Origin of the sequence: Winogradskyella pulchriflava (assembly GCF_042434315.1) — a bacterium.
GTDB classification, from domain to species: domain Bacteria; phylum Bacteroidota; class Bacteroidia; order Flavobacteriales; family Flavobacteriaceae; genus Winogradskyella; species Winogradskyella pulchriflava.
The window spans coordinates 436,649-461,556 of record NZ_JBHLTQ010000001.1 but is presented as its reverse complement, the minus strand read 5'-3'; the positions used below and the strand labels follow the sequence as shown (position 1 = coordinate 461,556).

At 33.1% G+C, this 24,908-nt stretch carries 28 protein-coding genes and 1 tRNA gene; 6 read left to right on the top strand and 23 right to left on the bottom strand.

The annotated features are described in order from the left end of the window. Nucleotides 1-36: 36 nt before the first annotated feature. From ACFFGA_RS02060 to ACFFGA_RS02035, 6 genes are all read right to left on the bottom strand, one after another. Nucleotides 37-1,197: a metal ABC transporter permease gene (locus ACFFGA_RS02060; protein WP_386058930.1), complete on the bottom strand. Its 1,161-nt coding sequence runs from the start codon at nt 1,195-1,197 to the stop codon at nt 37-39. Further along, nucleotides 1,190-2,317, bottom strand: coding sequence for a metal ABC transporter permease (locus tag ACFFGA_RS02055; RefSeq protein ID WP_386058927.1), 1,128 nt, complete (start codon nt 2,315-2,317; stop codon nt 1,190-1,192). The genes ACFFGA_RS02060 and ACFFGA_RS02055 overlap by 8 nt, the downstream gene beginning before the upstream one ends. A gap of 93 nt (nt 2,318-2,410) precedes the next feature. Further along, nucleotides 2,411-3,220: a metal ABC transporter ATP-binding protein gene (locus ACFFGA_RS02050; protein ID WP_386058924.1), complete on the bottom strand. Its 810-nt coding sequence runs from the start codon at nt 3,218-3,220 to the stop codon at nt 2,411-2,413. Nucleotides 3,221-3,308: 88 nt separating this feature from the next. Beyond that, nucleotides 3,309-4,217 carry a metal ABC transporter solute-binding protein, Zn/Mn family gene (locus tag ACFFGA_RS02045; RefSeq protein WP_386058921.1) on the bottom strand — a complete coding sequence of 303 codons (909 nt, stop codon included), beginning with the start codon at nt 4,215-4,217 and terminating at the stop codon, nt 3,309-3,311. A 2-nt stretch (nt 4,218-4,219) separates the two neighbouring features. After that, entirely contained in the window at nt 4,220-5,020 is an 801-nt protein-coding gene (locus ACFFGA_RS02040) for a transporter (RefSeq protein WP_386058918.1), read from the bottom strand. Beyond that, nucleotides 5,004-5,666, bottom strand: coding sequence for a metal-dependent transcriptional regulator (locus ACFFGA_RS02035; protein ID WP_386058915.1), 663 nt, complete (start codon nt 5,664-5,666; stop codon nt 5,004-5,006). Before ACFFGA_RS02035 ends, ACFFGA_RS02040 begins: the two co-directional genes overlap by 17 nt. 144 nt (nt 5,667-5,810) lie before the next feature. Here ACFFGA_RS02035 and ACFFGA_RS02030 point away from each other — a divergent pair, with 144 nt between their 5' ends. Next, nucleotides 5,811-6,248 (top strand): hypothetical protein, encoded by a 438-nt coding sequence (locus ACFFGA_RS02030; RefSeq protein WP_386058912.1) that lies wholly within the window; start codon nt 5,811-5,813, stop codon nt 6,246-6,248. 33 nt (nt 6,249-6,281) lie between these two features. On the opposite strand, the gene ACFFGA_RS02025 is transcribed toward ACFFGA_RS02030, so the two are convergent. The 4 genes from ACFFGA_RS02025 to ACFFGA_RS02010 form a co-directional block, all read right to left on the bottom strand. After that, nucleotides 6,282-6,422, bottom strand: a complete 141-nt coding sequence (locus ACFFGA_RS02025; protein ID WP_386058909.1) for a FeoB-associated Cys-rich membrane protein — start codon at nt 6,420-6,422, stop codon at nt 6,282-6,284. A 1-nt stretch (nt 6,423) separates the two neighbouring features. Then, entirely contained in the window at nt 6,424-8,523 is a 2,100-nt protein-coding gene (gene feoB, locus ACFFGA_RS02020) for a ferrous iron transport protein B (protein ID WP_386058906.1), read from the bottom strand. Continuing rightward, the gene (locus ACFFGA_RS02015) at nt 8,516-8,743 is read right to left on the bottom strand and encodes a FeoA family protein (protein ID WP_386058903.1); all 228 of its coding nucleotides are present in this window, start codon (nt 8,741-8,743) and stop codon (nt 8,516-8,518) included. Before ACFFGA_RS02015 ends, feoB begins: the two co-directional genes overlap by 8 nt. A gap of 79 nt (nt 8,744-8,822) precedes the next feature. Beyond that, complete coding sequence (locus ACFFGA_RS02010) at nt 8,823-9,500, bottom strand: SCO family protein (protein ID WP_386058900.1); 678 nt, start codon at nt 9,498-9,500, stop codon at nt 8,823-8,825. Nucleotides 9,501-9,692: 192 nt separating this feature from the next. Here ACFFGA_RS02010 and rseP point away from each other — a divergent pair, with 192 nt between their 5' ends. Both rseP and ACFFGA_RS02000 read left to right on the top strand, forming a co-directional pair. Further along, the gene (rseP, locus tag ACFFGA_RS02005) at nt 9,693-11,033 is read left to right on the top strand and encodes an RIP metalloprotease RseP (protein WP_386058897.1); all 1,341 of its coding nucleotides are present in this window, start codon (nt 9,693-9,695) and stop codon (nt 11,031-11,033) included. A gap of 94 nt (nt 11,034-11,127) precedes the next feature. Further along, nucleotides 11,128-11,201, top strand: a tRNA-Asn gene (locus ACFFGA_RS02000). Between the two features lie 91 nt (nt 11,202-11,292). Here ACFFGA_RS02000 and ACFFGA_RS01995 read toward each other — a convergent pair. After that, nucleotides 11,293-12,246, bottom strand: coding sequence for an NAD-dependent epimerase/dehydratase family protein (locus ACFFGA_RS01995; protein WP_386058894.1), 954 nt, complete (start codon nt 12,244-12,246; stop codon nt 11,293-11,295). Nucleotides 12,247-12,397: 151 nt separating this feature from the next. On the opposite strand from ACFFGA_RS01995, the gene ACFFGA_RS01990 reads away from it, so the two are divergent. Then, nucleotides 12,398-12,925 (top strand): hypothetical protein, encoded by a 528-nt coding sequence (locus ACFFGA_RS01990; protein WP_386058891.1) that lies wholly within the window; start codon nt 12,398-12,400, stop codon nt 12,923-12,925. Nucleotides 12,926-13,014: 89 nt separating this feature from the next. After that, a complete protein-coding gene (locus tag ACFFGA_RS01985; RefSeq protein ID WP_386058888.1) occupies nt 13,015-15,081 on the top strand; it encodes a M13 family metallopeptidase in 2,067 nt (688 codons plus the stop codon). A gap of 69 nt (nt 15,082-15,150) precedes the next feature. Here ACFFGA_RS01985 and ACFFGA_RS01980 read toward each other — a convergent pair whose 3' ends face one another. Further along, nucleotides 15,151-15,870: a tetratricopeptide repeat protein gene (locus ACFFGA_RS01980; RefSeq protein ID WP_386058886.1), complete on the bottom strand. Its 720-nt coding sequence runs from the start codon at nt 15,868-15,870 to the stop codon at nt 15,151-15,153. Between the two features lie 194 nt (nt 15,871-16,064). Here ACFFGA_RS01980 and ACFFGA_RS01975 point away from each other — a divergent pair, with 194 nt between their 5' ends. Next, on the top strand, nt 16,065-16,547 hold the full coding sequence (locus ACFFGA_RS01975; RefSeq protein ID WP_386058883.1) for a CBS domain-containing protein: 483 nt from the start codon (nt 16,065-16,067) through the stop codon (nt 16,545-16,547). 4 nt (nt 16,548-16,551) lie between these two features. Here ACFFGA_RS01975 and ACFFGA_RS01970 read toward each other — a convergent pair whose 3' ends face one another. The 11 genes from ACFFGA_RS01970 to ACFFGA_RS01920 form a co-directional block, all read right to left on the bottom strand. Further along, complete coding sequence (locus ACFFGA_RS01970; protein WP_386058881.1) at nt 16,552-16,902, bottom strand: hypothetical protein; 351 nt, start codon at nt 16,900-16,902, stop codon at nt 16,552-16,554. Between the two features lie 115 nt (nt 16,903-17,017). Beyond that, complete coding sequence (locus ACFFGA_RS01965) at nt 17,018-17,662, bottom strand: spermidine synthase (RefSeq protein ID WP_386058878.1); 645 nt, start codon at nt 17,660-17,662, stop codon at nt 17,018-17,020. Beyond that, nucleotides 17,662-18,681: a tetratricopeptide repeat protein gene (locus ACFFGA_RS01960; RefSeq protein WP_386058876.1), complete on the bottom strand. Its 1,020-nt coding sequence runs from the start codon at nt 18,679-18,681 to the stop codon at nt 17,662-17,664. Before ACFFGA_RS01960 ends, ACFFGA_RS01965 begins: the two co-directional genes overlap by 1 nt. 205 nt (nt 18,682-18,886) lie before the next feature. Beyond that, the gene (locus ACFFGA_RS01955) at nt 18,887-19,531 is read right to left on the bottom strand and encodes a DNA alkylation repair protein (protein ID WP_386058873.1); all 645 of its coding nucleotides are present in this window, start codon (nt 19,529-19,531) and stop codon (nt 18,887-18,889) included. A gap of 68 nt (nt 19,532-19,599) precedes the next feature. Further along, on the bottom strand, nt 19,600-20,208 hold the full coding sequence (locus tag ACFFGA_RS01950) for a hypothetical protein (protein WP_386058871.1): 609 nt from the start codon (nt 20,206-20,208) through the stop codon (nt 19,600-19,602). Between the two features lie 197 nt (nt 20,209-20,405). Further along, nucleotides 20,406-20,948: a cupin domain-containing protein gene (locus tag ACFFGA_RS01945; RefSeq protein WP_386058868.1), complete on the bottom strand. Its 543-nt coding sequence runs from the start codon at nt 20,946-20,948 to the stop codon at nt 20,406-20,408. 42 nt (nt 20,949-20,990) lie between these two features. Beyond that, nucleotides 20,991-21,470 carry a hypothetical protein gene (locus ACFFGA_RS01940; protein ID WP_386058865.1) on the bottom strand — a complete coding sequence of 160 codons (480 nt, stop codon included), beginning with the start codon at nt 21,468-21,470 and terminating at the stop codon, nt 20,991-20,993. A 78-nt stretch (nt 21,471-21,548) separates the two neighbouring features. Next, nucleotides 21,549-22,364: a helix-turn-helix domain-containing protein gene (locus tag ACFFGA_RS01935; protein WP_386058862.1), complete on the bottom strand. Its 816-nt coding sequence runs from the start codon at nt 22,362-22,364 to the stop codon at nt 21,549-21,551. A 259-nt stretch (nt 22,365-22,623) separates the two neighbouring features. Further along, nucleotides 22,624-23,220 (bottom strand): FEKKY domain-containing protein, encoded by a 597-nt coding sequence (locus ACFFGA_RS01930; protein ID WP_386058859.1) that lies wholly within the window; start codon nt 23,218-23,220, stop codon nt 22,624-22,626. A gap of 140 nt (nt 23,221-23,360) precedes the next feature. Next, complete coding sequence (locus ACFFGA_RS01925; RefSeq protein WP_386058856.1) at nt 23,361-23,843, bottom strand: hypothetical protein; 483 nt, start codon at nt 23,841-23,843, stop codon at nt 23,361-23,363. A 235-nt stretch (nt 23,844-24,078) separates the two neighbouring features. After that, complete coding sequence (locus ACFFGA_RS01920; RefSeq protein ID WP_386058854.1) at nt 24,079-24,756, bottom strand: hypothetical protein; 678 nt, start codon at nt 24,754-24,756, stop codon at nt 24,079-24,081. Nucleotides 24,757-24,908 lie beyond the last annotated feature (152 nt).

Sequence of the window (24,908 nt, the reverse complement as noted above, 5' to 3'; positions counted from 1 at the left end):
AATAGGTCGTTTGGTCGTAAAGTTTTAAGTAAGGTATTACCCTCTAAACAAAAAGAAATCATCTTTCATATCTTCAATCTGCGCATCTTCGTAGGTCATAATATAGTCGATGGCTTTAGAGGTAAATTCATCACCTTTTTTGGTTAGTGAAACCACTTTATTCTCAATATGAATCATATTATTTTTCTGTGCTAAATCGAGAACTGTTTTTGCACGTACTTTTTGCCAATTAATGTGCTCTCTAAGGTGATTGACGTGGCGTTCCTCAATTTCATCATGATTTTTTAGATGTAATAAAAACGTCAATAACGATACTTCTGTACGTTGTTGTTTTTCTCGGTACATTACAGCAATAATACCTTTGCTTGGTGCAAATAAATAAACGAGTAAAAATACTAAACCAAGTACAGTTGTAATAGAACCAGCAATTGAAGCATCAAGCCAATGTGCAACCCAATAGCCAAAAATGGCGCTAAAAACACCAAAACTAATGGCTAGTGCGAGCATCTTTTTTAAGTCAGTTGTCAATAAATATGCAGCAGCAGCTGGCGCAATCATAAGGGCAACAACTAATATGGCTCCAACTGCATCAAAAGCTCCAACCGTAGTTATGGAAGAGACAGACATTAACCCATAATGGATAATGGCTGGCGAAAAACCTAAAGAAGCCGCCAAACCTTTATCGAATGTACTTACCTTTAATTCTTTAAAAAATAGAATTAAAAGTGTAATTGTAATCAATAGAATTGAACCAATTACCCATAAAGATTTTGGGCCAATATCAGTTCCACTAACCACCAATCTGTCAAAAGGAGCAAAGGCTAATTCTCCCAATAAAACAGCATCAACATCTAAGTGTACGTCGTTAGCATTTTTGGCAATCATAATCACGCCAATACTAAACAATGCAGGAAATACCAAACCTATGGCTGTGTCTTCCTTTACCAATCCTGTTTTTTGAATATATTCAACAAGTATAACTGTAATAATACCTGTTAAAGCGGCTAAAAGAATAAGTAGTGGTGAGTTTAAGTCTTGAGTAATAAAAAAACCAATTACAATTCCTGGTAGTATAGCGTGGCTAATGGCATCACTAATCATAGCCATTTTTCTGAGCACTAAAAATGTTCCAGGAATAGCGCAAGCAACAGCAACTAAACTTGCAATAAGTTGTATTTCTATCTGTGCGTTACTCATCGTCTTCGTTTTGTTGACTGTATAGGTTTTCGGCTGTTTTAAAGCCTTTTGGTGTTAAACTCCACATAGTGCCTTCAATAGAAACATAACCCTTGTCTTCTAATTTTGAAAGCGTGCTTTTGGTATAACCTTGAAAGTTATTCAATATTTTTATAGTGTGTGGATGCGAAATATTTTCATGAGTTTCGGCAATATGGTACATAAAAGCTAGTGTTTTATGCAATTCTAAATCGCGTCTGTTTTTAATAAATCGAATTTTTTTAAATAGCAAGCCTCGACTTGGTGAAAACACAAATGAAACTACCACAAAAACACTAGCAACAAGGACTATAACAGGTCCTGTAGATAAGTTATTCTGACTGGCACTAATTGCTGTCCCAAATGCTCCTGAAAACGCTCCGAAAAGTGCAGCTAAAAATACCATCATAGATAAGCTGTTGGTCCATTGTCTTGCAGCAGCGGCAGGCGCTAATAGCATAGCACTCATTAACACAACTCCAACAGTTTGAAGTCCTAAAACAATAGCAAGAACAATAAAACTTGTAATTAAAATATCTATAGTTTTAGTATTAAATCCGAGTGTTTTGGTATAATCGGCATCAAATAATAGGATTTTGAATTCTTTCCAAAAAGTAAGCATTACCAACAAACAAATTCCTGTAACTATTGCCATCATCCACACATCACTTTCAACTAAAGTTGCAGCTTGACCAAAAAGATATTTATCCAATCCAGCTTGGTTGGCATTGGGTTGTTTTTGAATGAATGTGAGTAGTAACATACCAAATCCGAAAAACAAAGACAAAATGAGACCGAGAGCTGTATCTGATTTTAAATGGGTTTTGGTAACGATGCCTCGAATCCAAAATGTACCAATTAGTCCACTTACCAAAGCACCCAACAATAATGTATTGCTATCTTTTGCTCCAGTAATTAAAAACGCAATGGCAATGCCTGGAAGCGCTGCATGCGAAATAGCATCACCAAGTAAACTCTGTTTTCTGAGTACTGCAAAACTACCAAGCATACCACAAATTGCTCCTAAAATAGCAGTGCCTAAAGTGATAGTTCTTAGTGTATAGTCTGTAAAGACGAGTTCTATGTATTCTATTATATCCACAATTCCTGCGAAGGCAGGAATCTCATCCTGCTTTGCAATATTTAATATTTTTAGTTTTAGTTCAAAAGATTCCTGCTTTCGCAGGAATGACAGTTACTCCTGTATACTCACCTTATAATTTATACCATAAGTCTTCGTCAAATTATCATCATTAAAAATATCTTTGACAGGACCTGTGGCAATTTTTTTCACGTTTAAGAAGGTAACCCAATCAAAATATTCTGGTACGGTTTGTAAATCGTGATGCACAACTATAACTGTTTTACCAGCTTTTCTGAGTTCCTTTAATATATTAATGATGGCAATTTCAGTGGTGGCATCTACACCTTGAAACGGTTCGTCCATAAAATAGATGGATGCATTCTGAACCAACGCTCTTGCTAAAAAAATACGCTGTTGCTGGCCACCTGAAAGCTGACTGATTTGTCGGCTTTTAAAAGCTAACATGCCTACTTTTTCTAAGGCTTCTAATGCTGCTTTTTTTTCTTTTTGTCCTGGTCGTTTTATCCAACCGAGACTACCATAAGTTCCCATCATAACAACATCTAATGCCGTAGTAGGAAAATCCCAATCCACACTTCCTTTTTGAGGTACGTAAGCCACTAATTGGCGTTGCTTTTCGTAAGGTTTGTCATAGATAGTTACGCTTCCAGCAATAGGTTTTAAAATACCTAAAATAGCCTTTATAAGTGTTGATTTCCCTGCTCCGTTAGGTCCAACAATAGCCATTAGGACTCCTTCTGGAATTTCTAAATCAATATCCCAAAGTACTGGTTTGTAATTGTAAGCTACGGTTAAATCGTCAACCTTTACTGCTATCACTCCTGCGGAAGCAGGAGTCTCGCGAGGAGGAATACTATTCTCTATATTTTCCTTAGATACTTTTTCCATTTGTTTTGTCATCCAGAACTGTTTCAGAATCTTTTTGATTCTATTTCATTCATTTTGTCTATTCCTGTTCTTTTGGTTTTCGTTGTTTAATTTTTACTAATCACTTCAACGCATTAACTATCGTATTCACATTATATTCAAACATTCCAATATATGTGCCTTCAACAGTTCCTGCATTTCCAAGTGCGTCAGAATATAAAGTACCTCCAATTTCTACATTATGTCCTTTAGATTTTACGGCTGCCTGTAGTGCTTCTATCGTTCGTTTTGGAACGGAGCTTTCTACAAAAATAGCTTTGATTTCTTTTTCAATAATAAATGCCGCTAATTTCTGCACATCTTGTACACCTGCTTCGGTTGCTGTTGATAGACCTTGTAAACCAACCACTTCAAAATTATAGGCTTTTCCAAAATAATTAAAGGCATCGTGTGCTGTTACTAATATGCGTTTTTCTTTTGGAAGTGTTTCTATTACTGATTTTATAGTATTTTGAAGTTCATTTAACTGATTGATATATTTCGTTTTATTGGCTTGAAATATGTCAGCATTTTCTGGATTTTTTTCGGATAAAACTTGAGTTACTTTTTCTGCAAACTGCTTAAAATAATCAATATTAAACCAAACATGCGGATCATAGTTAGAAGCAAAATAATCTGAACCAATAAGAGTTGTTTTATCTAATTCATCGGCTAAAGCAATAGGTGTTTTGGTTTTGCTTCCCATTTTTTCAAAAACTTCAACAAGCTTACCCTCTAAGTGCAAGCCGTTATAAAATATCACATCTGCATTAACTAATTTAGACACATCGCCTTCGCTAGCTTTGTATAAGTGCGGATCAACTCCACTACCCATTAAACCTTGGACATTTATAGAATCTCCACCAATGTTTTTCACCAAATCGGTAATCATTGTTGTAGTTGTTACAACATTTAGTTTACCATTAGCTTTTGTATCGTTTTTGCAACCGTAAATAGATATTGCAATTAAAAATAGTAGTATTTTTTTCATTATTAGTTCTTTCTAATTCTATAACTCAATCCCATTCCTAGCAGTAAATCCTGCCCTTTTGTAATGCTTGTACCTCCATAAATATCAAACTGTAAATCGTTAGAAGCTAAATAAGTAAAGCCAGCATCCCAATAATGGTTAGCCGAATTGTCTTCTGGGAAATCGCCATATAATTCGGCATAGAACCCAAACTTATCGCAAATACTGTAACCATAAGCCATGGTGTATATCGCTGAAGCTTCTGGCGAATCATTTCCCCATTCAGCACCCAAGTTATAGCCTAAACTCGATTTTTCGCTTAAAGTATGGGAAAGAGACAATCTAAAATCTACTCCTGTATATTCTGGTTTATAATCGGTTGAAGCGCTAAACACAGGAAATACATGACCAATAAGCGCAATTTCTGGCATGCAACCGTTCTCTTCTGCGATGTCTATTTTCATTCCTAATAATAAAGGTGACAATCCACTGGTAACATTATCTAGTTTGTTGCCATTAACCTTGGTGACACCTTCTACAAAATCCCAGCCAAGTCGTAGTTCGAGATTGTCTAATACTCCATAACGAATAAGCATAGTGTTGTAGGTGTAATTTTCTGATTGAATGTTGTTTTCCTCAAAGGATTCATATAAACCACCTGTTTCAAATTGAAGAACACCTTTTCCAGCGGTCGAAGATGCTTCTGTAGCGTCTGGTCTGTCGGTTACTAAAGGCTCTGAAGTATCAGTTTCTTGCGAAAATGAAAACATTGATGAAGAGCATATTGCTATTAAAAGAGCGAATTGTTTATTGATTAATTTCATTGACATATATTAGGGTTGTAAAATCTTCGTTTAATAAAATAGTATGGTTGTCTACTGACAGTTCAGTCATTTTATTGTTTTTGAACTGTTTTGAAACTTTTACCTCATGACCAAATTTTAATTTGTGATGTGCACAAAACTCAAAAAATTCTTTGTCATCGCTCATTAATCGAGAAATGAAATAGGTTTTGCCTTCTATTGTATTAGAAAGTGGAATAGAAGTATCTATAGTTGTAATTTCTCCATCTGCATTTGGAATAGGATCTCCATGAGGATCGAATTTTGGATTACCAAGATATTCACTGATTTTGTTAGCCAATAAATCTGATGTTTGATGCTCTAAAAGCTCTGCTTCTCTGTGTATATCGTGCAAAGACATATCAAACATCTTAAATAGGAAAGCTTCCCAAAGACGATGTTTTCTAACAACATTCAAAGCCATTTTTTTACCCTTGTCGGTAAGCTGCAATTCTTGATACTTTTCGTAATGCAATAAATCTTTTACGGCTAACTTTTTAGCCATATCTGTAGCTGCTGCATTAGAGATACCTAATTTTTTTGCGATGTTGCCAGGTTTAGTGTCTTTAGCATCGTGAGAATTATTGTTGTAAATAGCTTTTACAAAGTTTTCAATTGCAATTGACATTTATTGTTACTTTAATTAAAATTTAAGTATGCTTAAAAATATTTTCAAATGTAATTAAAAAAATTAAAATGCCCTTAAGTAAACCATGATTTTGTAACATTGTTTAATATTTAGTGTCTTTAGATTAAAAAAATAAATAGCACAATGAAATCTTATCTCGTCGCAGCAATTTTCTGTTTAACATCAATTTATTGTACGTTAAATGCACAAAGTCAGGTAGTAAAAGATTCATTAAGTGTAGCTAAAATAATTGGGCTAAATCAAAAAGTGAGTTATGGAGATTACGATGTAAAATTTAAAAAGGTAATTACAGATTCTAGATGTCCTAAGAGTGTAATGTGTGTAAGAGCAGGAGAAGCTGACGTTTTGGTTTCAATTTATAAACGTGGCAAATTTATTGAAGACAGAAAAATTAGAATTGACGCTAGTGGTTTTGTTATGGAAACTACCAATTTAGCATTTAACGCAGAAGATTTTAAGATCTATGGGTTTGGTTTAACGCCTTATCCTGAAGGTGTGAATGAGATTATAATTGAAGATTATCGGTTAGAAGTAGTTTTTAAATTGAAAAGGTCAGAATAATTAGAATGAGATTCCTTTTTTCAAAGGAATCAATTAGTGGCATCCACAGCCATCATCACTTCCACAGGCTTTAGCTGATTTCTTCTTGGGAGACCATATAAATTTTCGTACTAAAAATAGTAGTGCTAAAGCTAATGCCGAAAAAACTAATATGTTTTGAATAACAGTATTCATATTATTTTAGGACTTGAAAAGCGATTAATGCTACAATATAAGCAAAACCACTCATTATAACTAGTTGGTATATTGGCCACTTCCAAGAATTGGTTTCACGTTTTACAATAGCCAGCGTACTCATACATTGCATAGCAAAAGCATAGAAAAGCAATAATGATATTCCTGATGCGAAATTAAATAATGGACCACCAAGAATTGGGTTAACTTCACCTGCCATTCGATTTTTAATGGTCTCTTCTTCATCGTTACCTACACTATAAATGGTTGCAAGCGTACCCACAAAAACTTCGCGAGCAGCGAAAGAACTCACTATGGCAATTCCAATTTTCCAATCATAGCCTAACGGTCTTATGGCAGGTTCAATAGCGTGGCCAGCAATACCAATAAAGGAATGCTCTAACTTGTGCGATGCTATTTTTTGTTGTAATTCTTCTTTAGATAAATTTTCTGAAGCATAGTGTTCTGTTACAATAGTTTCAGCATTATTAAAGTTATCGCCAGGACCATAAGATGCCAAAAACCAGAGTACAATTGATATTGCCAGAATTATTTTTCCTGCACCAAAAACAAAAGCTTTAGTTTTTTCTAAAACCGTTAATGCAACATTTTTAAGCAATGGTAGTTTGTAGTTGGGCATTTCAACCACAAAAAAAGTTTTGCTTCTTATTTTAAGCACTTTATTTAAAATCCAAGCCGATCCAACTGCGGCTCCAAACCCAATAAGATAGAGTAGCATTAAAGTTAATGCCTGATAACTTAACCCGAAAAACCGACCTTCTGGAATAACCAACGCAATTATAATAAGGTAAACAGGTAATCTTGCAGAACAAGTTGTAAAAGGAGTTACCAAAATGGTGATGAGACGCTCTTTCCAACTTTCAATATTACGTGTTGCCATTATTGCTGGTATAGCGCATGCTGTACCAGAAATTAAAGGCACAACGCTTTTACCGCTAAGTCCAAACCGACGCATAATCCTGTCCATTAAAAACACCACACGACTCATATAGCCACTTTCTTCCAATACCGAAATAAATAGAAACAAAAAGGCAATTTGAGGAATAAAAATAACAATACCACCAAGACCAGGAATAATCCCTTCCGATAATAAACTTGTAAATGCTCCCTCTGGTAACACACTTTTAGTCCATTCGCTTAATGAAGCAAATGTGCTATCTATAAAATCCATCGGAACGCTAGACCAGTCATAGATAGCTTGAAAGATTGTGAGCAGAATGATGCCAAATATTAAATAACCCCAAACTTTATGAGTTAATATTCTATCTAATTTTATTCTAAGATCTTTTGCAGATTTTAAATCAATGGTTTGACCAACTTTAAGCGTATCGTTAATAAACTGATAGCGTTTTATAGTTTCTTTTTGCTGAAGTCGTTTTAAATCTGCTTTTGATTTGGTTTTAAAATCCGAAACCGCATCAATAGTTTTTCTGTCCGTTTTTCCAAAGTTAACATCTTGTGTAATTACCAACCAGAGCTTGTATAACAATTGATTAGGAAATGCTTTTCTGAGATTGTTAAAGTAATCTTGGTCTATAGTTGAAGCATTTAAACAGGGTTTTGTTGAAAGCTCTTTGTAATTAGTGATGAGTTCTTTTAATTCGGCAATACCTTGGTTTTTCCTTGTGCTTATTAAAGCGATTTTAGTTTCAAGTTGCTGTTCTAAATATTCAATATCTAAAGAAATTCCTTTATAAGTCATTCTATCAGACATGTTAATGACCAAGACCGTAGGGATTTCTAAATCTTTTATTTGGGTAAAGAGTAGTAGATTACGTTTAAGATTTTCTACATCACTAACCACAACAGCTACATCTGGAAAATCCTTGTCATTTTTATTCAGTAATAATTCTATCACCACATTTTCATCAAGCGAAGATGCATTAAGGCTATACGTACCAGGAAGGTCAATAATATGCGCTTTTACACCACGTGGTAACTTACAGACTCCTTCTTTCTTTTCAACTGTGATACCAGGATAATTACCTACTTTTTGGTTAAGACCAGTTAAGGCATTAAAAACAGAAGTTTTTCCGGTGTTCGGGTTTCCTATTAAGGCTACATTAATCTGCTTACTCATTTGTAGTTTCAATTAAAATATGAATAGCAGTTTCTTTTCTAATAGCTAAATGAGATCCGTTAATATTAAGGTACATTGGATCTGCAAAAGGTGCTACTTGCACAAGTTCAACAGAATTACCAGGCAAACATCCCATTTCTAGGAGTTTTAAAGGAATATGAATAGAAGATACATCTTTAATGATGCCTCGTTGTCCTCGTTTTAATTCTGCTAATGTCAACCTTAAGCTTATTTAGATTAATTTTAAAGAAGCAAAAATAAGTGAAAAATTTTAGTGTAAAAAAGGAGAATCGATAAAACTATTGTTTGTATTCCTTTTTTAGAGTTTCTATATCTTTCAATAAAGAGTCTATTGCACTTTTTCTTATGCCACTATATACGCCTCTAATCTGTCTTTTCTTGTCAATTAAAGCAAAGTTTTCGGTGTGTACCATGCCATAATTTCCCATTCCATCATCCTCAACAACAAGGTAAGACTTCCTCGCCAAATCATATATTTCTTTACGATCTCCCGTAACCAAATTCCATTTACTATCAACAACTCCTTTTTTGTTCGCATATCTTTTTAACTGTGCAACACTATCAATTTCGGGTGTTACAGAATGAGATAAAAGCAATATGTCGTTGTCTTCTAATACATTATTCTGAATGTAAACCATGTGATCTGTCATAATCGGACAGATGGTTTTGCATGTAGTAAAAAAGAAATCAGCAATATAAATTTTGTCTTTGTAGGTGTCTTGCGTTATGGTATCACCATTTTGGTTGATTAAGCTAAAATCGGCAACAGTATGGTATTTCTCAATATGTTGAATGGTGCTGTCTACCAATTTTGGTTCAAAATTTACAGGTTGGTATATCGGTAAAGGTTTTTCAACATTTAGAATATTATAAATAATTGCTATGATTGCAACGCATAGCACCGAAAAGAAAATTCCAAATTTTTTATACCGTTTAAAAAACGAAAGAAAAGCCATACTTAAAGGTTCAAATTTTGAATTGCAAAGGTACAATACAAGCTAATTTTCAAATACCTTTTTAACAGAAATATGACGTTAAAATCTTAGTATTTATAAATCTGTGTTAAAAATAAATCGATAAAAAATACAATTATTTTCTAAGTTACTTGAAAACATTACTTTTGTCAATCGAAATTTGAAAATGACTACATGGAATTTGTAATTAAGATATCCCAATTTTTACTGAGTTTGTCCTTACTAATCGTGTTACACGAGTTAGGGCACTTTATACCTGCAAAACTGTTTAAAACCAAAGTAGAAAAGTTCTACCTCTTTTTTGATGTAAAGTATTCGCTTTTCAAAAAGAAAATAGGCGAAACCGTATATGGTATTGGTTGGTTGCCACTTGGTGGTTATGTAAAAATCGCGGGAATGATTGATGAGAGTATGGATAAGGAACAAATGGCACAGCCACCACAACCGTGGGAATTTCGTTCTAAACCAGCTTGGCAGCGTTTAATAATTATGCTTGGTGGTGTAACGGTGAATTTTATTCTGGCTTATGTCATTTTTGTATTTGTATCATTTATATATGGTGATACAGACATTAAAATAGATAGTCTTAAAGGTGGTTACCTTATTGAAAATCCTGTGCTTATAGATGCTGGATTTAAAACCGGAGATAAGGTCATAGCTATTAACGATCAACAAATTGAAAAGGATTCTGAAATAGGTCAATATATTATTGAAGCAGAACAAATGACTGTTGAAAGAGAAGGGGAGAAGAAAGTAGTTAACCTTCCTGAGAACTTTTTAGGTCAGCTGTCTGATGAAGGAAGTAGAAACTTATTCAAATACCGTTATCCTTTTATTGTGGAGTCAGTACCAGATTCTTCTGCCAATAATTCTGTTGATTTAAAGCAAGGTGATGTATTATTAGGTATTAATGGTAAAAAGCTACCTTATTTTGATCAGTATGAAGAAGAACTGAAAAATTATAAAGGACAAACAGTTACTGTTGAAATCCTAAGGGATGATAAAACCATTACAAGAGACCTTAAAGTTAATAATGATGCAAAGCTTAATATTTTTAGGTTAATTGATGCAAAGCGTTTTATAGACTTAGGCTATTACGATGTTACCAGACGAGAATATACTTTTGGTCAGAGTTTTGCGGCTGGTGCCACAAAGTTTAAATCTACAATAGTTAACTATTTTTCTCAGCTTAAAGCTATTTTTAACCCTAAAACAGAAGCATACAAAGGTCTAGGTGGTTTTAAGGCTATCTTTGATATTTTTCCAGACTTTTGGAGTTGGGAAGCCTTTTGGAAGCTAACTGCATTTCTTTCTATAATGTTAGCCGTATTAAATTTATTACCAATACCAGCTTTAGACGGTGGGCACGTTATGTTTTTATTATATGAAATGATTTCTGGACGCAAACCAAGCGAGAAATTTTTAGAACGTGCACAAATAGTTGGATTCTTTATTTTAATAGCGTTAGTGTTATTTGCCAATGGAAATGATATTTTCAAAGCCATAACCAGATAAATAAATTTTGTATTAGTGCTTAAAAAATTGAAGTTTGGCATTGTAGAGATTAAAAATAATTTTATATTTGCGCTCGCTAAAGCGAAAAAAATCTTCCTCTTTAGCTCAGTTGGTTAGAGCATCTGACTGTTAATCAGAGGGTCCTTGGTTCGAGCCCAAGAAGAGGAGCAAAAAAAGTCTAGTAGAAATACTAGACTTTTTTGTTTTTGTGTAGTCCTAAAATCAATGGAATTTCAGGACGAATCACTTTATATTCTTTTTAAGGGTTATATTTCTTTTTCAATTCTTTAAGCATTACGGTTGTCATAGCTTCTAAATTAAAGCTTTCTTTCCAATTCCAATCCTTTCGCGCAACACTGTCATCAATAGACGATGGCCAGCTGTCTGCAATGGCTTGTCTAAAATCAGGATTGTAGGTGATTTCAAAATCTGGAAGATGATTTTTTATACTTTCAAAAATATCTTTTGGCGTAAAACTAATTGCAGATAAGTTATAGGCCGATCTAATGGTCAGTTGCTCAGAAGGTGCTTCCATAAGATTTATAGTTGCCTTAATGGCATCTTCCATAAACATCATAGGTAAGCTTGTGTTTTCTGATAAAAAACACTCATAACTACCATTTTTTATAGCTTCATGGTAAATTTCTACAGCATAATCTGTAGTACCACCACCTGGCATAGCTTTGTGACTAATAATACCTGGATAACGAATACTGCGTACATCTACACCATATTTATTGTTGTAATATTCGCACCAACGTTCACCAACTTGTTTTGTAATACCATAAACCGTTGTTGGCTCACAGATAGTATGCTGAGGTGTATTTTCGCGTGGTGTTGTTGGCCCAAAAACAGCAATACTACTTGGCCAAAATATTTTTTTAATATTACCGCCTTTAGCTAAGTTAAGCACGTGAAAAAGCGAATTCATATTCAAATCCCATGCTTCCATTGGATACTTTTCGCCAGTAGCACTCAATAATGCAGCCATAAGATAAACCGTATCTATATTATGATTTTTACAACAATCTTTAATGGCATTAAAGTTTTTGGCATCAATAATTTCAAACGGACCAGAGTTGACTAAATCAAGTTTTCTAGTATTAATATCACTAGCTATAACATTATCTACGCCATGGATTTCCCTTAACTTTGCCGTAAGCTCAGTACCAATTTGCCCACAGGCACCAATAATCAATATTTTAGAAGACATGTATTTGTTTTAAAGAATTGTCAAAAGTACTAAGAATTTAGCCGTCCAAAAATTAAAATTTTTATAAAAAACGAGGTTTAATTAAGAACTTTATACTTTAAACACTAATTAATAGTTTAAGTATATTTACAATCAAAAATCAATTAAGTTTATGAAGATAGGATTAGCCCTTCTCAATATATGTTTTTTAGTGCTTATTAGTTGTGATAATAACAAAGCTAATGGTGAGGTTGTTGATAATGAAAATACCAATAAGAAAACATTAATTACGGCTAAGGCCATAGAGAATTTTAATTACTCAGATTATGTGCTTAGCACAGATGGTGAAACTGCTGTAGCTGATTGGGAAAAATATCAAGAGTTCGCCATTCAAATAAGTTACCTGAAAAAAGCAGATTTGTCCTTTTTTAATGGAGATAAGGAACTCCTTAAAAAGTTTATAGAAGAATTAAAAGCTGGGCTGCCTAAAAACTTAGAAACAAATCCTATTGTTTCTAGAGTAGCAATTATAGAGACTACCACTTTGCGTCTTAATGAAAATTTGCGCTTAGATAATATCTCAGACCAGGATAAACTAAAGAGCGTAAAGGAGGTTGTCGTTGCGTTCTCAAATCTTAATTATCAAATTAACAAGAAATTAGAACGCGATAAGTACGATAAGATTCAATCGGAGTATTGATGTCTTAAAGTTTTGTTAAGTTGTAACAAATGTATTTTTCGTAGGTCTTATTAGTAATAACAATTAATTCGAATTAATCAATCTAAACTATGAAAACCAATCTTAGCCGCGTACTAGCGCTATCAGGTTTGGCGTTCTTTACTATTGTAGGATGTAAAGAAGAAGCCAAGAAAGACTCTGCAATGGCAGAAGAAAAAATCCCAGGAATTATTTTGGAAAACATGGACAAAACCGTTAGTCCAAAAGAAGACTTTTACAATTTTGTTAATGGTAATTGGATGAAAACTAATGCTATTCCAGATGATGAGTCGCGTTGGGGCGGATTTGGTGTATTACGCAAATCTACAAGACAAGATGTATTAAATATTTTAAATACATCGAAAGAGTTAGGAACTTACACAGAAGGTTCTGACCAGCAAAAAGCCTTATTGATTTTTGAATCGGAATTAGATACTGTTGCTCGTAATGAAGCAGGTATAAAGCCCTTGCAACCCTTATTAGATAAGATTTCTGGCATTAATAATATTAAAGACATGCAAACGGTTTTTGCTTCTACACTTGGTGTATCGGCACCTTTTGCTGGTATTGGCTCAAATCCAGATTTGAATGATAGTAGTATGAATACAGCTTGGGTATTTCCTGCTGGATTAGGATTACAGCGTGATTATTACTTAGACCAAGACGATAAGACCAAAGAAATTAGAGCTAAGTATATTGACCACGTAACAAGAATGCTTCAGTATATTAATTACACTCAGGCAGATGCTCGTAAAGCAGCTGAAAAAATCCTAGCCATGGAGACGCAATTGGCAGAACCTCGTTTAGATAAAGTGGCAAGTAGAGATATTAGAAATTTTAACAACCCAACTTCTTTAGAGGATTTACAAACTATGGTCCCAGTTATAGATTGGAAGAAATTCTTAAATGATATGGGTGTTGAAAAACAAGTAGATACACTTTTAGTAATGCAGCCAAAATATATGAAAGCTATGAATGCATTCTTAAAAAGTACGTCTATAGAAGATATAAAAACCCTTATGGATTGGAGTACACTAAACAATGCTGCAGGATTTTTAACCACAGAAATAGAAAAAGCGAATTGGGAATTTTATGGCAAAACATTAAATGGATCCAAAAAAATGCGTCCAGCTGATGAGCGTGCTCTTGGTACTGTAGATGGAAGCGTAGGTGAAGCTGTAGGTCAATTGTATGTACAGGCTAAGTTTCCTCCAGAGGCTAAAGAAAAAGCTGAAAAAATGATTGCTAACGTTATTACGGCTTTTCAAAACCGTATTACAAAGTTAGACTGGATGAGTGATGAAACTAAAAAGAAAGCTATTGAAAAGCTAGATAAATTTACGGTTAAGATAGCCTATCCAGATGAATGGGAAGATTACTCAGATTTACAAGTTAAAGAAGGCAATTCTTATGCAGAAAATATGTTGGCTGTAGGTGCTTGGGCACAAAAGCAAAACATTGAAGATATCAATGAGCCAGTCGACAAATCTAGATGGGGAATGCCACCACAAATGGTAAATGCATACCATAATCCGTTAAACAATGAGATTGTTTTTCCTGCGGCTATTTTACAGCCACCATTCTATAATTACACAGCAGACGAAGCTGTAAATTATGGAGGTATAGGAGCTGTTATTGGTCATGAAATATCTCATGCTTTTGACGATTCTGGAGCGCGTTTTGATGGTGATGGTAATGTAAATAACTGGTGGACTCCAGAGGATTTAGCTGAATTTGAGAAGAGAGGTAAAGCCTTGGCAGACCAATACTCTGCAATAGAAGTTTTAGATAGCGTATATGTAAATGGACCTTTTACTTTAGGTGAAAATATTGGTGACCTTGGTGGAGTACTTGGTGCTTATGATGGACTTCAGTTACACTTTAAAGAAAATGGAAGACCAGGTAAAATAGATGGTTTTACACCAGAGCAACGTTTCTTTATGTCTTGGGCAACGGTTTGGAGAACATTAATCAGAGAGGAAGCCTTAAGAACACAAATTAATACAGATCCTCACTCACCTGGAAATATTAGAGCAACACAACCTTTAAAAAATATTGATGCATTTTATGAAGCATTTGATATAAAAGAAGGCGATGCCATGTATTTAGAACCAGAAAAGCGTGTAAGGATTTGGTAATAAACCAAAAAATAAAAACAAAAAATGCGGCTCATAAGCCGCATTTTTTGTTTTTATAAAGTCTTTTCTTTAGTTTTTATTTGTAGCAGCAGCTTGTTGTGCTTTTTGGTTTTCTAAAGCTTGACGAGTTACTTTTGCCATGTTAAAATTAGGATCAATGGCTAGTGCATCGTTCATTAATTTTATAGCTGTATCAACATTAGCCGTTTTATTTTCAGAAAAAAGCATTAAGCCTTTAAGATAGGTTAAAGCCGCTTTCATCGGAGTTTCATAAGGCTGTTGTTTTTCGTAAAAGGCACGTTTCATATCGTCTTTTACATTTGCCAAACCATATTCAATATTACTTTTTGCACCGGCAATATCATTAATCTGAAGTTTCATATCTGCCATTTCATAAGCTAAATACACATTAGGATCGCGCTTAAATAAAATCTCATAATGTTCTAAAGCCATTTTTGGCTGGTTTAGATTTTTTAGTGCTAAAGCTTTTACCTCTACATTCATATCAGAATCTGTAGCGTTTTTTTCAACACCAATAGTGTTTAAGGCTTCCATATATTTTCCTTCAGAAAGGTATAAATAAGCCAATGTATCTTGTCTAGCTGCTGAAGGTTCTAAAACATTAAGATGCGTTAAGGCGTTTATTATACCTTGCACATCTCCTTGCTTCTTCATTTGTTCATAATATGCCTTGTAGTGTTCTTTTAAACCTGCTTTGTCTTGAGCAAAAGCATTTGTTGAGCATAACACAACTCCAAGAATAATTGAAAAAAGTTTAATCTGTTTCATTTTGTTCTATTATTTGAGGGCTAAAACTATAAAAATTAAAGAGAATAGGTCTTAAAAAACTATTAATTTCTTTGTTTTTGTGTTGTATGCCTGCATTCTTCAAAAAAAATGTAGAATATAAAAGCGTTGCCTTTCTATTTTGCAATACAAGTAATTTTCACTAACTTTAAAATTAACTCTAAAATTTTAACGTTATGGGAATAAAAAGTTTTCAAGGTGCACGCAAACAGCAACAAAACGTTAGCCAACCTGTTGCTTTAAAGGTAAAAGATTATATGTCTACCAATCTTATAACGTTTAAACCAGACCAATCTGTACAAGAAGTTGTAGAGGCTTTAATTAAATTTAAAATATCTGGTGGCCCTGTTGTAAATGATAGGCATGAATTGGTTGGCATTATATCCGAAGGTGATTGTTTAAAACAGTTAAGCGAAAGTCGTTATTACAATATGCCTTTAGAGCATGATAAAGTAGAAAAACGTATGGTATCTGATGTTGAAACCATTGATGGAAATATGGATGTTTTTGATGCTGCCAATAAATTTTTACAGTCTAAAAGACGACGTTTTCCTATTGTAGAAAACGGAAAACTTGTTGGACAGATTAGTCAAAAAGACATTTTAAAAGCAGCATTACAGCTTAAAGGTGAAAACTGGAATAACACCACCAAAGGTTAATTAGTTAATCATCTCGTTTTACTAAAGCATAATACTCACCTTCTAGGGGTAAATAGCCTTGGTCGTACACAAAATAATAGGTCGTACCTGCTTTTGTGGTATAAATACTTGTGAAATAATTAAAATCGAAACCTTTTTCTATGAGCTTGGCTCTTGAGCATTTTGTCTTTTGATTTGGGTTTAAAGCTTCAAGAATGCGGTAGTTTTTACGCAATCTGTTATTTGTATTTCTAATTAGGTTTTTAGCGTCTTTGTTATTACGATTATTATGTGTGTTTCTACAACCATCACTACAGAATTTTTTGTCAATTCTGCCAATGATTCTATCTCCGCATTCGGGACACTCTCTTTTCATAATTAGTAATTTAAAATAGAAATAAATGCTACCCAAGCACCAAATTATAACTTATGTTGTTTTCGTATGATACTTTATAGTTAATACAAGGTACAAAATAATCGCTTACAAACGTTTACAATGATTTTAAAAGAACCAATGTGTTAGTCTTATTAACGTTATCAAAAACATCAACCTTATACACTTTTGTTTTTAAGAATGCAACGAGATTTTGAATGGTTTCATTTTTAGAATCACGTACTGACGCATTAAAAATCACATCTCCTTTTGATGATTTTGAGTTGAGGACATTCTCCCAAAATTTAGTTGAGAGAAATTTATGAGGTACTGTTAGGTCTATAAAAAGATCCACGATGATTAGGTCGAAAGTTTCTGTATTGTGCTTAACAAAATCTAAAGCATCTTCGCAATAAATAGTTAGGTTTTTGCCTTCTGAAATTCCAAACTCTGTAGCTGCCACATTAATAATAACTGGGTCAATCTCTACAGCAGTAATAGGTTTTGTGTAATTAAAATGCTCTCTAAGTGTTGCAATTACACTTCCACCTCCCATACCTAAAACCAGTACAGAATTAACTTTTGAAAGCGCTATTTTTTCTAATCCATATTTTAGGATTTGCTGTAACGAACCATAACTGTAATTGGCATTTTGAGAATTAAGATACTTTTTACCATTGTGCCAGGTAATTTCTAGAGTCCCACTGAATTTAGATTCAACTGTTTTAGTAACAGGTAAAATATAGCTGAGAAGTTGTCTCATTATTCGGTTTTTAACCAAGTATCAAAATCGGCAAGTTTTTCTTCATTGTCGGTTAACCATTGCTGAGCATTTTCATTAACGTTTTGAGTTATGTATTTGCAATAAGTTTCTAAATGCTCACTTTTTGCCAAGTCATAGAAAAAAGCCGTGTAAAAGGTCCACCAGATTTCTTTATTCTTTTTCTCCTTTAACTCTCCAAGTACTTTAAAGAAAGATTCGGTGTTTTCAACAAACATTTCATCATCAGATTTACCTTCGTTTTTTTCTAAAGTCTTAGATGCTTCAAGCATTGAAACCATTAACTCTGCCGCACCGAATTGGCTATCGTCATTAGGAGAAAACATAATGTTTATTGTATTTGGTTTGTTTTCATCTTTAGAAACATTACCACCAAAATTTTCCTTTAACATGGCATAAGCACCTTCAGATCTAGGTGAATTGGGTTCTAAAAAAAGAAAGTAATGTGTTGCTAATAGCGTTTGGACCGTATTTCCTTTTTGATGGTGAATTGTAGCCAACATTAAGTGACTGCTAGGATGATTAGGATTGTTTTCTATACCCAAAATTACATTTTCTTCTGCATCATCTAGGGCGTTTAGTTTATAGTAATTTAAAGCCAAATTATAATAGAGTAGGTAATGACCTTCTGTTTTTTTAATGGCTTTTTTAAATAGTTTTATAGACTCTTTAGTTTTGCCTTGCATATCTAAGGCAGAACCTTTGGTCATATACGCTTGGAGCACATGTTCCTTATTTTGCTTAAGCACAATATCTGAATGTTTTATGGCTAGCTCATAGTCTTTATTATTAAAATAGCTGAGTGCAATTTCGTAGTTAACCAATGTAGATAAAGGATCTAGTTTTAATGCTTTTTTATAAGCCTTAATAGCTTTGTCATAGTCACCATTATCGTGATGCTCTATACCTTCTTGAACAAATTCTTCCACACCTGATTGTGCAAAATTTTGCAGTGAAAAAAAGAGTAATAAAGTAAATAACACAGTTGGTTTTAGTTTCATAGTAGAGGGTAAAAAGGTTAAGTTTCTAATTTAGCAAAAGAAACCGATATAGATAAAATTTTTAGAAGTTTTGTTTGCAGGGTAGAGTTGGAAATTTACGCATACAATTGTATTTAGCTTATGTTTAGTTTTTATTTAATTACGTTAATTCTCCATTGAGCAATAAATGGGAATTTTAATTCAACTTTACACCAATTTTCTACAATCATTTTTTCAATTTAGCTACTTCTATCGGAATAAATTTTGGAAGATAGCTTGGCACGCAATTTTTCGCCACCATTTCATCTTTGTAAAGACCTGTTTCCTCTCCAATAGAGATGCATCTATTGCGATATTTTTCTTGCCATTTTCCTATTTGACCAGCGGTATAATTCATAGCCCATTGAACCTCTGGTTCTTCTTTCATTAGGTTCTTTTCAATTAAATCTAGCAGCTCTTCTGTATTAGATTGGTTTGTGTTTCCCATCCATCTTAACCTTGCTTGATAATACCAAAATACTCGTCTTTGTAATTTAGAAGAACTATCTTTCCAAGATTCCATTAGCGAAATTATCTTTTTGTCTTTAGATAATTGATTGGCCATTAACCAGTCTATCAAAGTATTTCGCTCATCAAAATCGTGTTTCTGGATATCATTGTCTAATTGGTCAATAACTTCTTGATTTAAAAGTTTTTTATCCATTATTAGAATCGCTAGCTGACGAGGCAAAAACTCTCTAGTTGACCAAAGTTCCATAGCCAAAGCATGGTCTTTCTTTATTTCTTTTGCGATTTTTCTTAAATCGCCCAACTTTGTCGTTTCCTTGTCTATTTTACTATAGATTTTTTGAGCTTTTGACGATAATTTCATTTAGTTCTTGATTTTTTTAATTTTAAACCATGGCTTTATGCATGGCTAGTTTTTGCCAAAGTAATTAATTATATATTGTTTGGTACAGGTTTTATTTTTGTTTTTAGGAATTCAGCGATTTCATTAAATTCAGATTCTCCAACTTCAGATTTTCCAATAATATAGCTGTGATTAACATCTTTAGTTTTAATAAATATATTATTGTTAATTATTTCAAATCCACTGAATAGTGACCAATCTAATTTTAAATCACACTTACAGCATTTGTATCTAAAATATTCATCTTTAAATTCCCATATACTTACATCTTGGACTTCTTTCTGCTCTAATGAAAATATTTCAGATTCAGAGAAGTATCTTTTTTTATTCTTTTGATAATATTGATAGTATTCATAGTATTTATAAAAAAAGATTAGACTTAAAATTATGAATAAATAGCCAACATTTCCATTACCATATACAGCTAATATTCCTAGGATGAAAAATGGAACGCCTATGTATAATTTTGATCTATTCTTTTTAAAACCTTCAGACCAAACATTGTCAAATTGAAGTTTCATTTGTTCATTATAAATATTCTCGTCAAAAGGAATTTTAAATTTCATTACGATGCGGTTAGTCAACTTGGTTCCAACGGTTTGGTGTATGATTTCGTTGAGGAAAAGGAAGCAAGTCATTTTTCGACGTAACCGAAAGATAGCAAATTGCAATGAATTTTGATTAAGAAATTCAGGCGCAATGATTTATATGCATATTGTTAAGTGTTATTTTTTATTCAATTATTAAGACAACTTCTTATTTTATCAGCTCTTCCATTACCGTCTTTTTTTTATAATGTATGTGTCTTAATTCTATAATTAGGCCTCCATACATCTTACTTAATGGCTTCTGGTGCGTCTGAAAATTTTTTGAACTTGCCTGTCAACTTACCAATAAGCAGTAGAATTGGAAATACTATTTGTTTAACAGGTTTTGGTATTACAAGCATATCCATTTCCGATTTATATTTTGTCAGCAGGAATGCTACATCAAAAGGACTTGGTTTATCGTCATTGGCTTCGTTAGACGATTGGTAAATGTGCTTTATAAAATATTCGTAATTGTTTGATGGTTTTACGTGTCCTGTGTAATGCATAGTTTGGTCTCCTTCATTCCAAAACCGATGTGCTTCTCCGGCTGCAAAAGTATATTCCTGTCCTTCTGTTAGGGAAAACTCTTTTGCTAAGGTTTTAATACGCATTTTGCCTTTAACAACTTTCACTTTTTCTTCCTGTTTAAAGTGAACGTGCATAGGTGGACCTATTCCAGGTTCTTCCATACCTTCAAACTCGGTGATTTGTCCATTGGTCTCTGCTGCGGATTTTGTAATAATCAATGTTTCACCGTTTTTATTAATCTTTAGGATTTCTTTATGCATAACTCACTTTTTTATGAAAGTTATCTTTTATTACACCTGTTTTTAGTGCTGTCTTATTGTAGGTTTTGTGAGTCCCAAGTAAAGTATTATAGCCAATACAGTGATAATTACAGTTCGGATTAAGCTTAAATTAATCCACAGTCTGCCTCGTTTTACAAGCGCTTCATCCACAGTGTCAGATATTTCGGTTCCAATTAGTTCTAGTAATTCGGGAACGAAATAGAAATTAGTAATCACTAAAATAATGAAATAGGAAATGAAAACAATCAGAATATGTTTTCTGCGTGCTGACTTCCATAAGAGTATAAGATTGATGACAAATAGTAACAAGGTTACTGGGTGTATTTTGCCCCAAAAATTTCCAGCGTTTAGAGCATATTCACCTTGAAACATAGTTAAGGATTTTGGCATGGCTTCATAGGCTTGTGGCCATACGGAAAGATGTTCAAATACTGCAGCTCCTACTATAATGCTAAAAGAAAGGCAGACCAAGGCGTAAGTAAAGTCTTTGTACGTATTCATTATTCTAAGATTTTTAGGTTGCAGACATTAAGCAAAGCTACAAAGCCAGAATTACTGAAAATTGTAAAAAACAGACATTCAGAAATTTAGAGGATGGCCAAAAAAGGTATTTTTTGTATTCTTTTGGCAGGCTAAAGGCGTTGTTTGTGTAAAGTTTTTAAACTCACGGATAAAGTGTGACTGATCAAAATATCCAGCGTTTAATGCAATTTGGGTTAAGGAATCATACTCCGTTTTCATTCGTTTAATGGTGAAATAAAAACGCTCTAGCCTAGAATACAGTTTTGGTGAGATACCCATTGTTTCAATAAAATTTCTGTTGAATTGTTTTTCGCTCAAATCCACGCTCTTGGCAATGTCATAGATTTTTTCCATTCCAACCGAATTTTTAATAATGTTGCACGCGTATTGCATTCTTTGGTCTATTGGTACATTTTTGAGTATGGAAATTAGGAAGGATTCTATGGCAATAAGTCTTTCTGCATCATTGTTTGCGTAAAGTAGTTTGTCTTCCAATGGCTCTATTTTAGCAGAATATAGGTCCTTTAATAAAATGCGTTGACCAGCTTCTTCTTTGATATGCAAAGGAATAAAATTATGTATTCCCCAAGGCTTAAAGCATACCACAATGATTCCAAAATCATTATTACCAATAAATTTGCGTTTTTTTAAAACATAAGTGTCAAGTGCAAAGTCCGAACTTGGTTTTTGTTTTTGCCCTTTATCGAAACATTCCCAAATGTCCTTATTTCCGTAAGTAAAAACCATTGAGGGATTTGAAGATGGAAAAACGTCCACAACACCCAATGGGTTGTTGGTGCTATTTTCAAAAATAAAATAATAGTCTATATAACTTTTTAAAGGATCTGATGGTAGTGCAAAAACGTGTCTCATAACGTTATATGTGTTTCTTTATAATCCTTTGGTAATTAGTCTCTTTATTCTAAAAAAAAAGTATTACCTGTTTTAATTTGCCTATTTCTTTTATTTTATAGTATGATACTTCAAGTTTTGGATAACGGACTAGGCCATAATTTCGTTGTGGAACCACACGCAGGATTAATCCGCCTGACTGAAAGATAGTAAATTGCAATGAATTCCGATTAGGAATTTCAGCCGTAATGAACTATAGTCGTTGTGTAAAACGTTTTTTTTAATTCAAATATTCGACGTCAGAACGAACTTTTTTTCGCCATTTCATTCCGTATTTTTTGTCCATCAGTTCAAATATTCGCTCGTTATATTCTTTTATGCATTCAGAAATTGGTGGTTCGCAACCAAAATCTAAATATTTAATTCCAAATTTTTTCTCAAATCGATTGTCGGCTGGCGAGTTTGCTATTGGTGCAATTGAGCCAAATAAAAGTAAGTTCGCATTTCCGTTATTCCAATCAGTTTCTGCACGTTCAGCATTATATTCGCAATCAGCTTTTAATTCAAACGTCAAGTTATTTATTCCACTTTTTGTTTTTACATTAAACGTCTGTTTTCCATATCCGATTGCATTAATTTCTATAATATAATTTTTATTCGGTTCAAGATATTCAATTCGGAAGTTGCCCAAACTGTCCGCCATAGTTAGTGGTTGTTTAGTAACCAATTCTTGAACATAAATTTCTGAAATTGGCATTTTTCCAGAAATTTCGCTAATCACTTTTCCTTTGATTTCTGTTTGTCCAAATGAGATTCCGCAAACAAGAATTAAATTCAGTTTGATAATTGTTTTTAATATGTTCGGGATTTTTTTCAAAATGTATTACATCGTTTATGTATATGAAATGTTGCGTGGTTTAGCACTTAACTTTACAAGTACACGCCAAACTGAAAATCCGCGAGAATTTTAGAATTAGGCGAGAACAAGCAATTACTTATAGCCATTGTTGTATGCAGTTATTTTATCAGTCTGAACGAATTTAGATATTTATCAATTAATTCTTGTTCTTCTCCGAGATAAGTCAGTTGATAAGACCTATTTCCAACAAAGAAAATTTTGCCTTTAATTCCGCCTTTAACTCCTCTTGGAACATTTGCATCTGGATTTAAGGAGAATTCATAATAAATTCCTTTCAGATTATGTTGTTCAGTTGGCTCTTGTTTAGTCAATTTGAAAACTCCACCGTATTTTGCTTCAGTTGTTTTTAAAATTTGTTGATAGGCTTGGTCTTTATCCCAAGATTCCATTACATATTCAGGAAAGTCAATGTATTCAGCCATATATATCATTTGTTGTCCAGCAACTGCTTGATAATTAAAGATTTTGTATTTGTCTGTTCCGATTTGATTATCGATTACTTGTAATCTTGGTTTCATCGGAAAGTCAATTATGAAATTTCCGCTTTCAGAAGCGTATTGGCCACTTTCGGTCTTGTACATTTCAGTTTTGTCTTTCGACTGTGATTGACAAGAATTTAAAGTGAAAATTGTCAAAAGGATAATTAGCAAGTTTTTTTTCATATAGTCTGGTTTTAATTGCATACAACGTGTTTGTATATGGTTTGTTGCGTGGTTTAGCACGTAATTTAGCTAATAAAAACCGAATAGAAAATCCGCGAGGATTTTCGTAAGTAGGCTAGAACTAGCAATAAATTATATACGTTGTTAGCCATAGTTATTTATTCGATTCAAGAAATTTAGTCATTATTATGTCATTCATTTCTTTTGCCTTTTCAAGAGATTCAATTCCGTTTAGGTCTAAATAATATCCACCATAAACAAGGTGATTATTTATAAGAATCAAATTGTATACATAAACCACTATGATTTCGTGGTCGTCATAATAAGGCTTTATTAATTTTAAAGCAGATAATATGTTTTCATTCGGTTTATATTCTTCAATAACAATTGGCTTTTCGGAATGTAAAAAAGTTGTGTCAGAATACACTTTTTTTAAAGCTTCCAATCTGTCAACATTAATAGTTCCAGTTTTCTTTTTTTGAACTCGAAATATTCTTTCTAAATCGTTCCCAGTCAATTTCCATTTTTGCTCATTTTTGTTAATCATAAAAACAGCATAATCTTCAAAATCGAGAACATCTAGACTGTCTTTTTTTGAAAATGTATAATTGTTTAAATAAACTCCTAGAGTTTTAAACTTATCAGAAATTGATAATTCGTCAAAGTATAATTTTACTGATTTATCTGCGTAACATTCCGTCCATTTTCCAAAAGTCGGAAGATTAAAATCGATATGTTCAATTTCATTTTTTTCTTCAGAATAGTAGTCTTCTTTTTTTTCAGATTTACATCCGATTAATAGAAGTAAAAATATGATGTAAGTTCTGGTCATTCTTAATTATGGCTAACTAGCATATATCTACACTTTCATAAAATTAGCTTAAATTATTATAAAATCCAATAACAGTAAATGTTTAGTTGTTTACAAACGACAACAAACATTTACAAACGAATTTAAATAGGTAACTACCGACTAATATTTGC

Bases quoted from the DNA above. Each gene is read 5' to 3' on its own strand.
- ACFFGA_RS02060 (WP_386058930.1), bottom strand. From the start codon at position 1,197: ATGAGTAACGCACAGATAGAAATACAACTTATTGCAAGTTTAGTTGCT.
- ACFFGA_RS02050 (WP_386058924.1), bottom strand. From the start codon at position 3,220: ATGACAAAACAAATGGAAAAAGTATCTAAGGAAAATATAGAGAATAGT.
- ACFFGA_RS02045 (WP_386058921.1), bottom strand. From the start codon at position 4,217: ATGAAAAAAATACTACTATTTTTAATTGCAATATCTATTTACGGTTGC.
- ACFFGA_RS02040 (WP_386058918.1), bottom strand. From the start codon at position 5,020: ATGAAATTAATCAATAAACAATTCGCTCTTTTAATAGCAATATGCTCT.
- ACFFGA_RS02035 (WP_386058915.1), bottom strand. From the start codon at position 5,666: ATGTCAATTGCAATTGAAAACTTTGTAAAAGCTATTTACAACAATAAT.
- ACFFGA_RS02030 (WP_386058912.1), top strand. From the start codon at position 5,811: ATGAAATCTTATCTCGTCGCAGCAATTTTCTGTTTAACATCAATTTAT.
- ACFFGA_RS02025 (WP_386058909.1), bottom strand. From the start codon at position 6,422: ATGAATACTGTTATTCAAAACATATTAGTTTTTTCGGCATTAGCTTTA.
- feoB (WP_386058906.1), bottom strand. From the start codon at position 8,523: ATGAGTAAGCAGATTAATGTAGCCTTAATAGGAAACCCGAACACCGGA.
- ACFFGA_RS02010 (WP_386058900.1), bottom strand. From the start codon at position 9,500: ATGGCTTTTCTTTCGTTTTTTAAACGGTATAAAAAATTTGGAATTTTC.
- rseP (WP_386058897.1), top strand. From the start codon at position 9,693: ATGGAATTTGTAATTAAGATATCCCAATTTTTACTGAGTTTGTCCTTA.
- ACFFGA_RS01995 (WP_386058894.1), bottom strand. From the start codon at position 12,246: ATGTCTTCTAAAATATTGATTATTGGTGCCTGTGGGCAAATTGGTACT.
- ACFFGA_RS01990 (WP_386058891.1), top strand. From the start codon at position 12,398: ATGAAGATAGGATTAGCCCTTCTCAATATATGTTTTTTAGTGCTTATT.
- ACFFGA_RS01985 (WP_386058888.1), top strand. From the start codon at position 13,015: ATGAAAACCAATCTTAGCCGCGTACTAGCGCTATCAGGTTTGGCGTTC.
- ACFFGA_RS01980 (WP_386058886.1), bottom strand. From the start codon at position 15,870: ATGAAACAGATTAAACTTTTTTCAATTATTCTTGGAGTTGTGTTATGC.
- ACFFGA_RS01975 (WP_386058883.1), top strand. From the start codon at position 16,065: ATGGGAATAAAAAGTTTTCAAGGTGCACGCAAACAGCAACAAAACGTT.
- ACFFGA_RS01970 (WP_386058881.1), bottom strand. From the start codon at position 16,902: ATGAAAAGAGAGTGTCCCGAATGCGGAGATAGAATCATTGGCAGAATT.
- ACFFGA_RS01965 (WP_386058878.1), bottom strand. From the start codon at position 17,662: ATGAGACAACTTCTCAGCTATATTTTACCTGTTACTAAAACAGTTGAA.
- ACFFGA_RS01960 (WP_386058876.1), bottom strand. From the start codon at position 18,681: ATGAAACTAAAACCAACTGTGTTATTTACTTTATTACTCTTTTTTTCA.
- ACFFGA_RS01955 (WP_386058873.1), bottom strand. From the start codon at position 19,531: ATGAAATTATCGTCAAAAGCTCAAAAAATCTATAGTAAAATAGACAAG.
- ACFFGA_RS01950 (WP_386058871.1), bottom strand. From the start codon at position 20,208: ATGACTTGCTTCCTTTTCCTCAACGAAATCATACACCAAACCGTTGGA.
- ACFFGA_RS01945 (WP_386058868.1), bottom strand. From the start codon at position 20,948: ATGCATAAAGAAATCCTAAAGATTAATAAAAACGGTGAAACATTGATT.
- ACFFGA_RS01940 (WP_386058865.1), bottom strand. From the start codon at position 21,470: ATGAATACGTACAAAGACTTTACTTACGCCTTGGTCTGCCTTTCTTTT.
- ACFFGA_RS01935 (WP_386058862.1), bottom strand. From the start codon at position 22,364: ATGAGACACGTTTTTGCACTACCATCAGATCCTTTAAAAAGTTATATA.
- ACFFGA_RS01925 (WP_386058856.1), bottom strand. From the start codon at position 23,843: ATGTACAAGACCGAAAGTGGCCAATACGCTTCTGAAAGCGGAAATTTC.
- ACFFGA_RS01920 (WP_386058854.1), bottom strand. From the start codon at position 24,756: ATGACCAGAACTTACATCATATTTTTACTTCTATTAATCGGATGTAAA.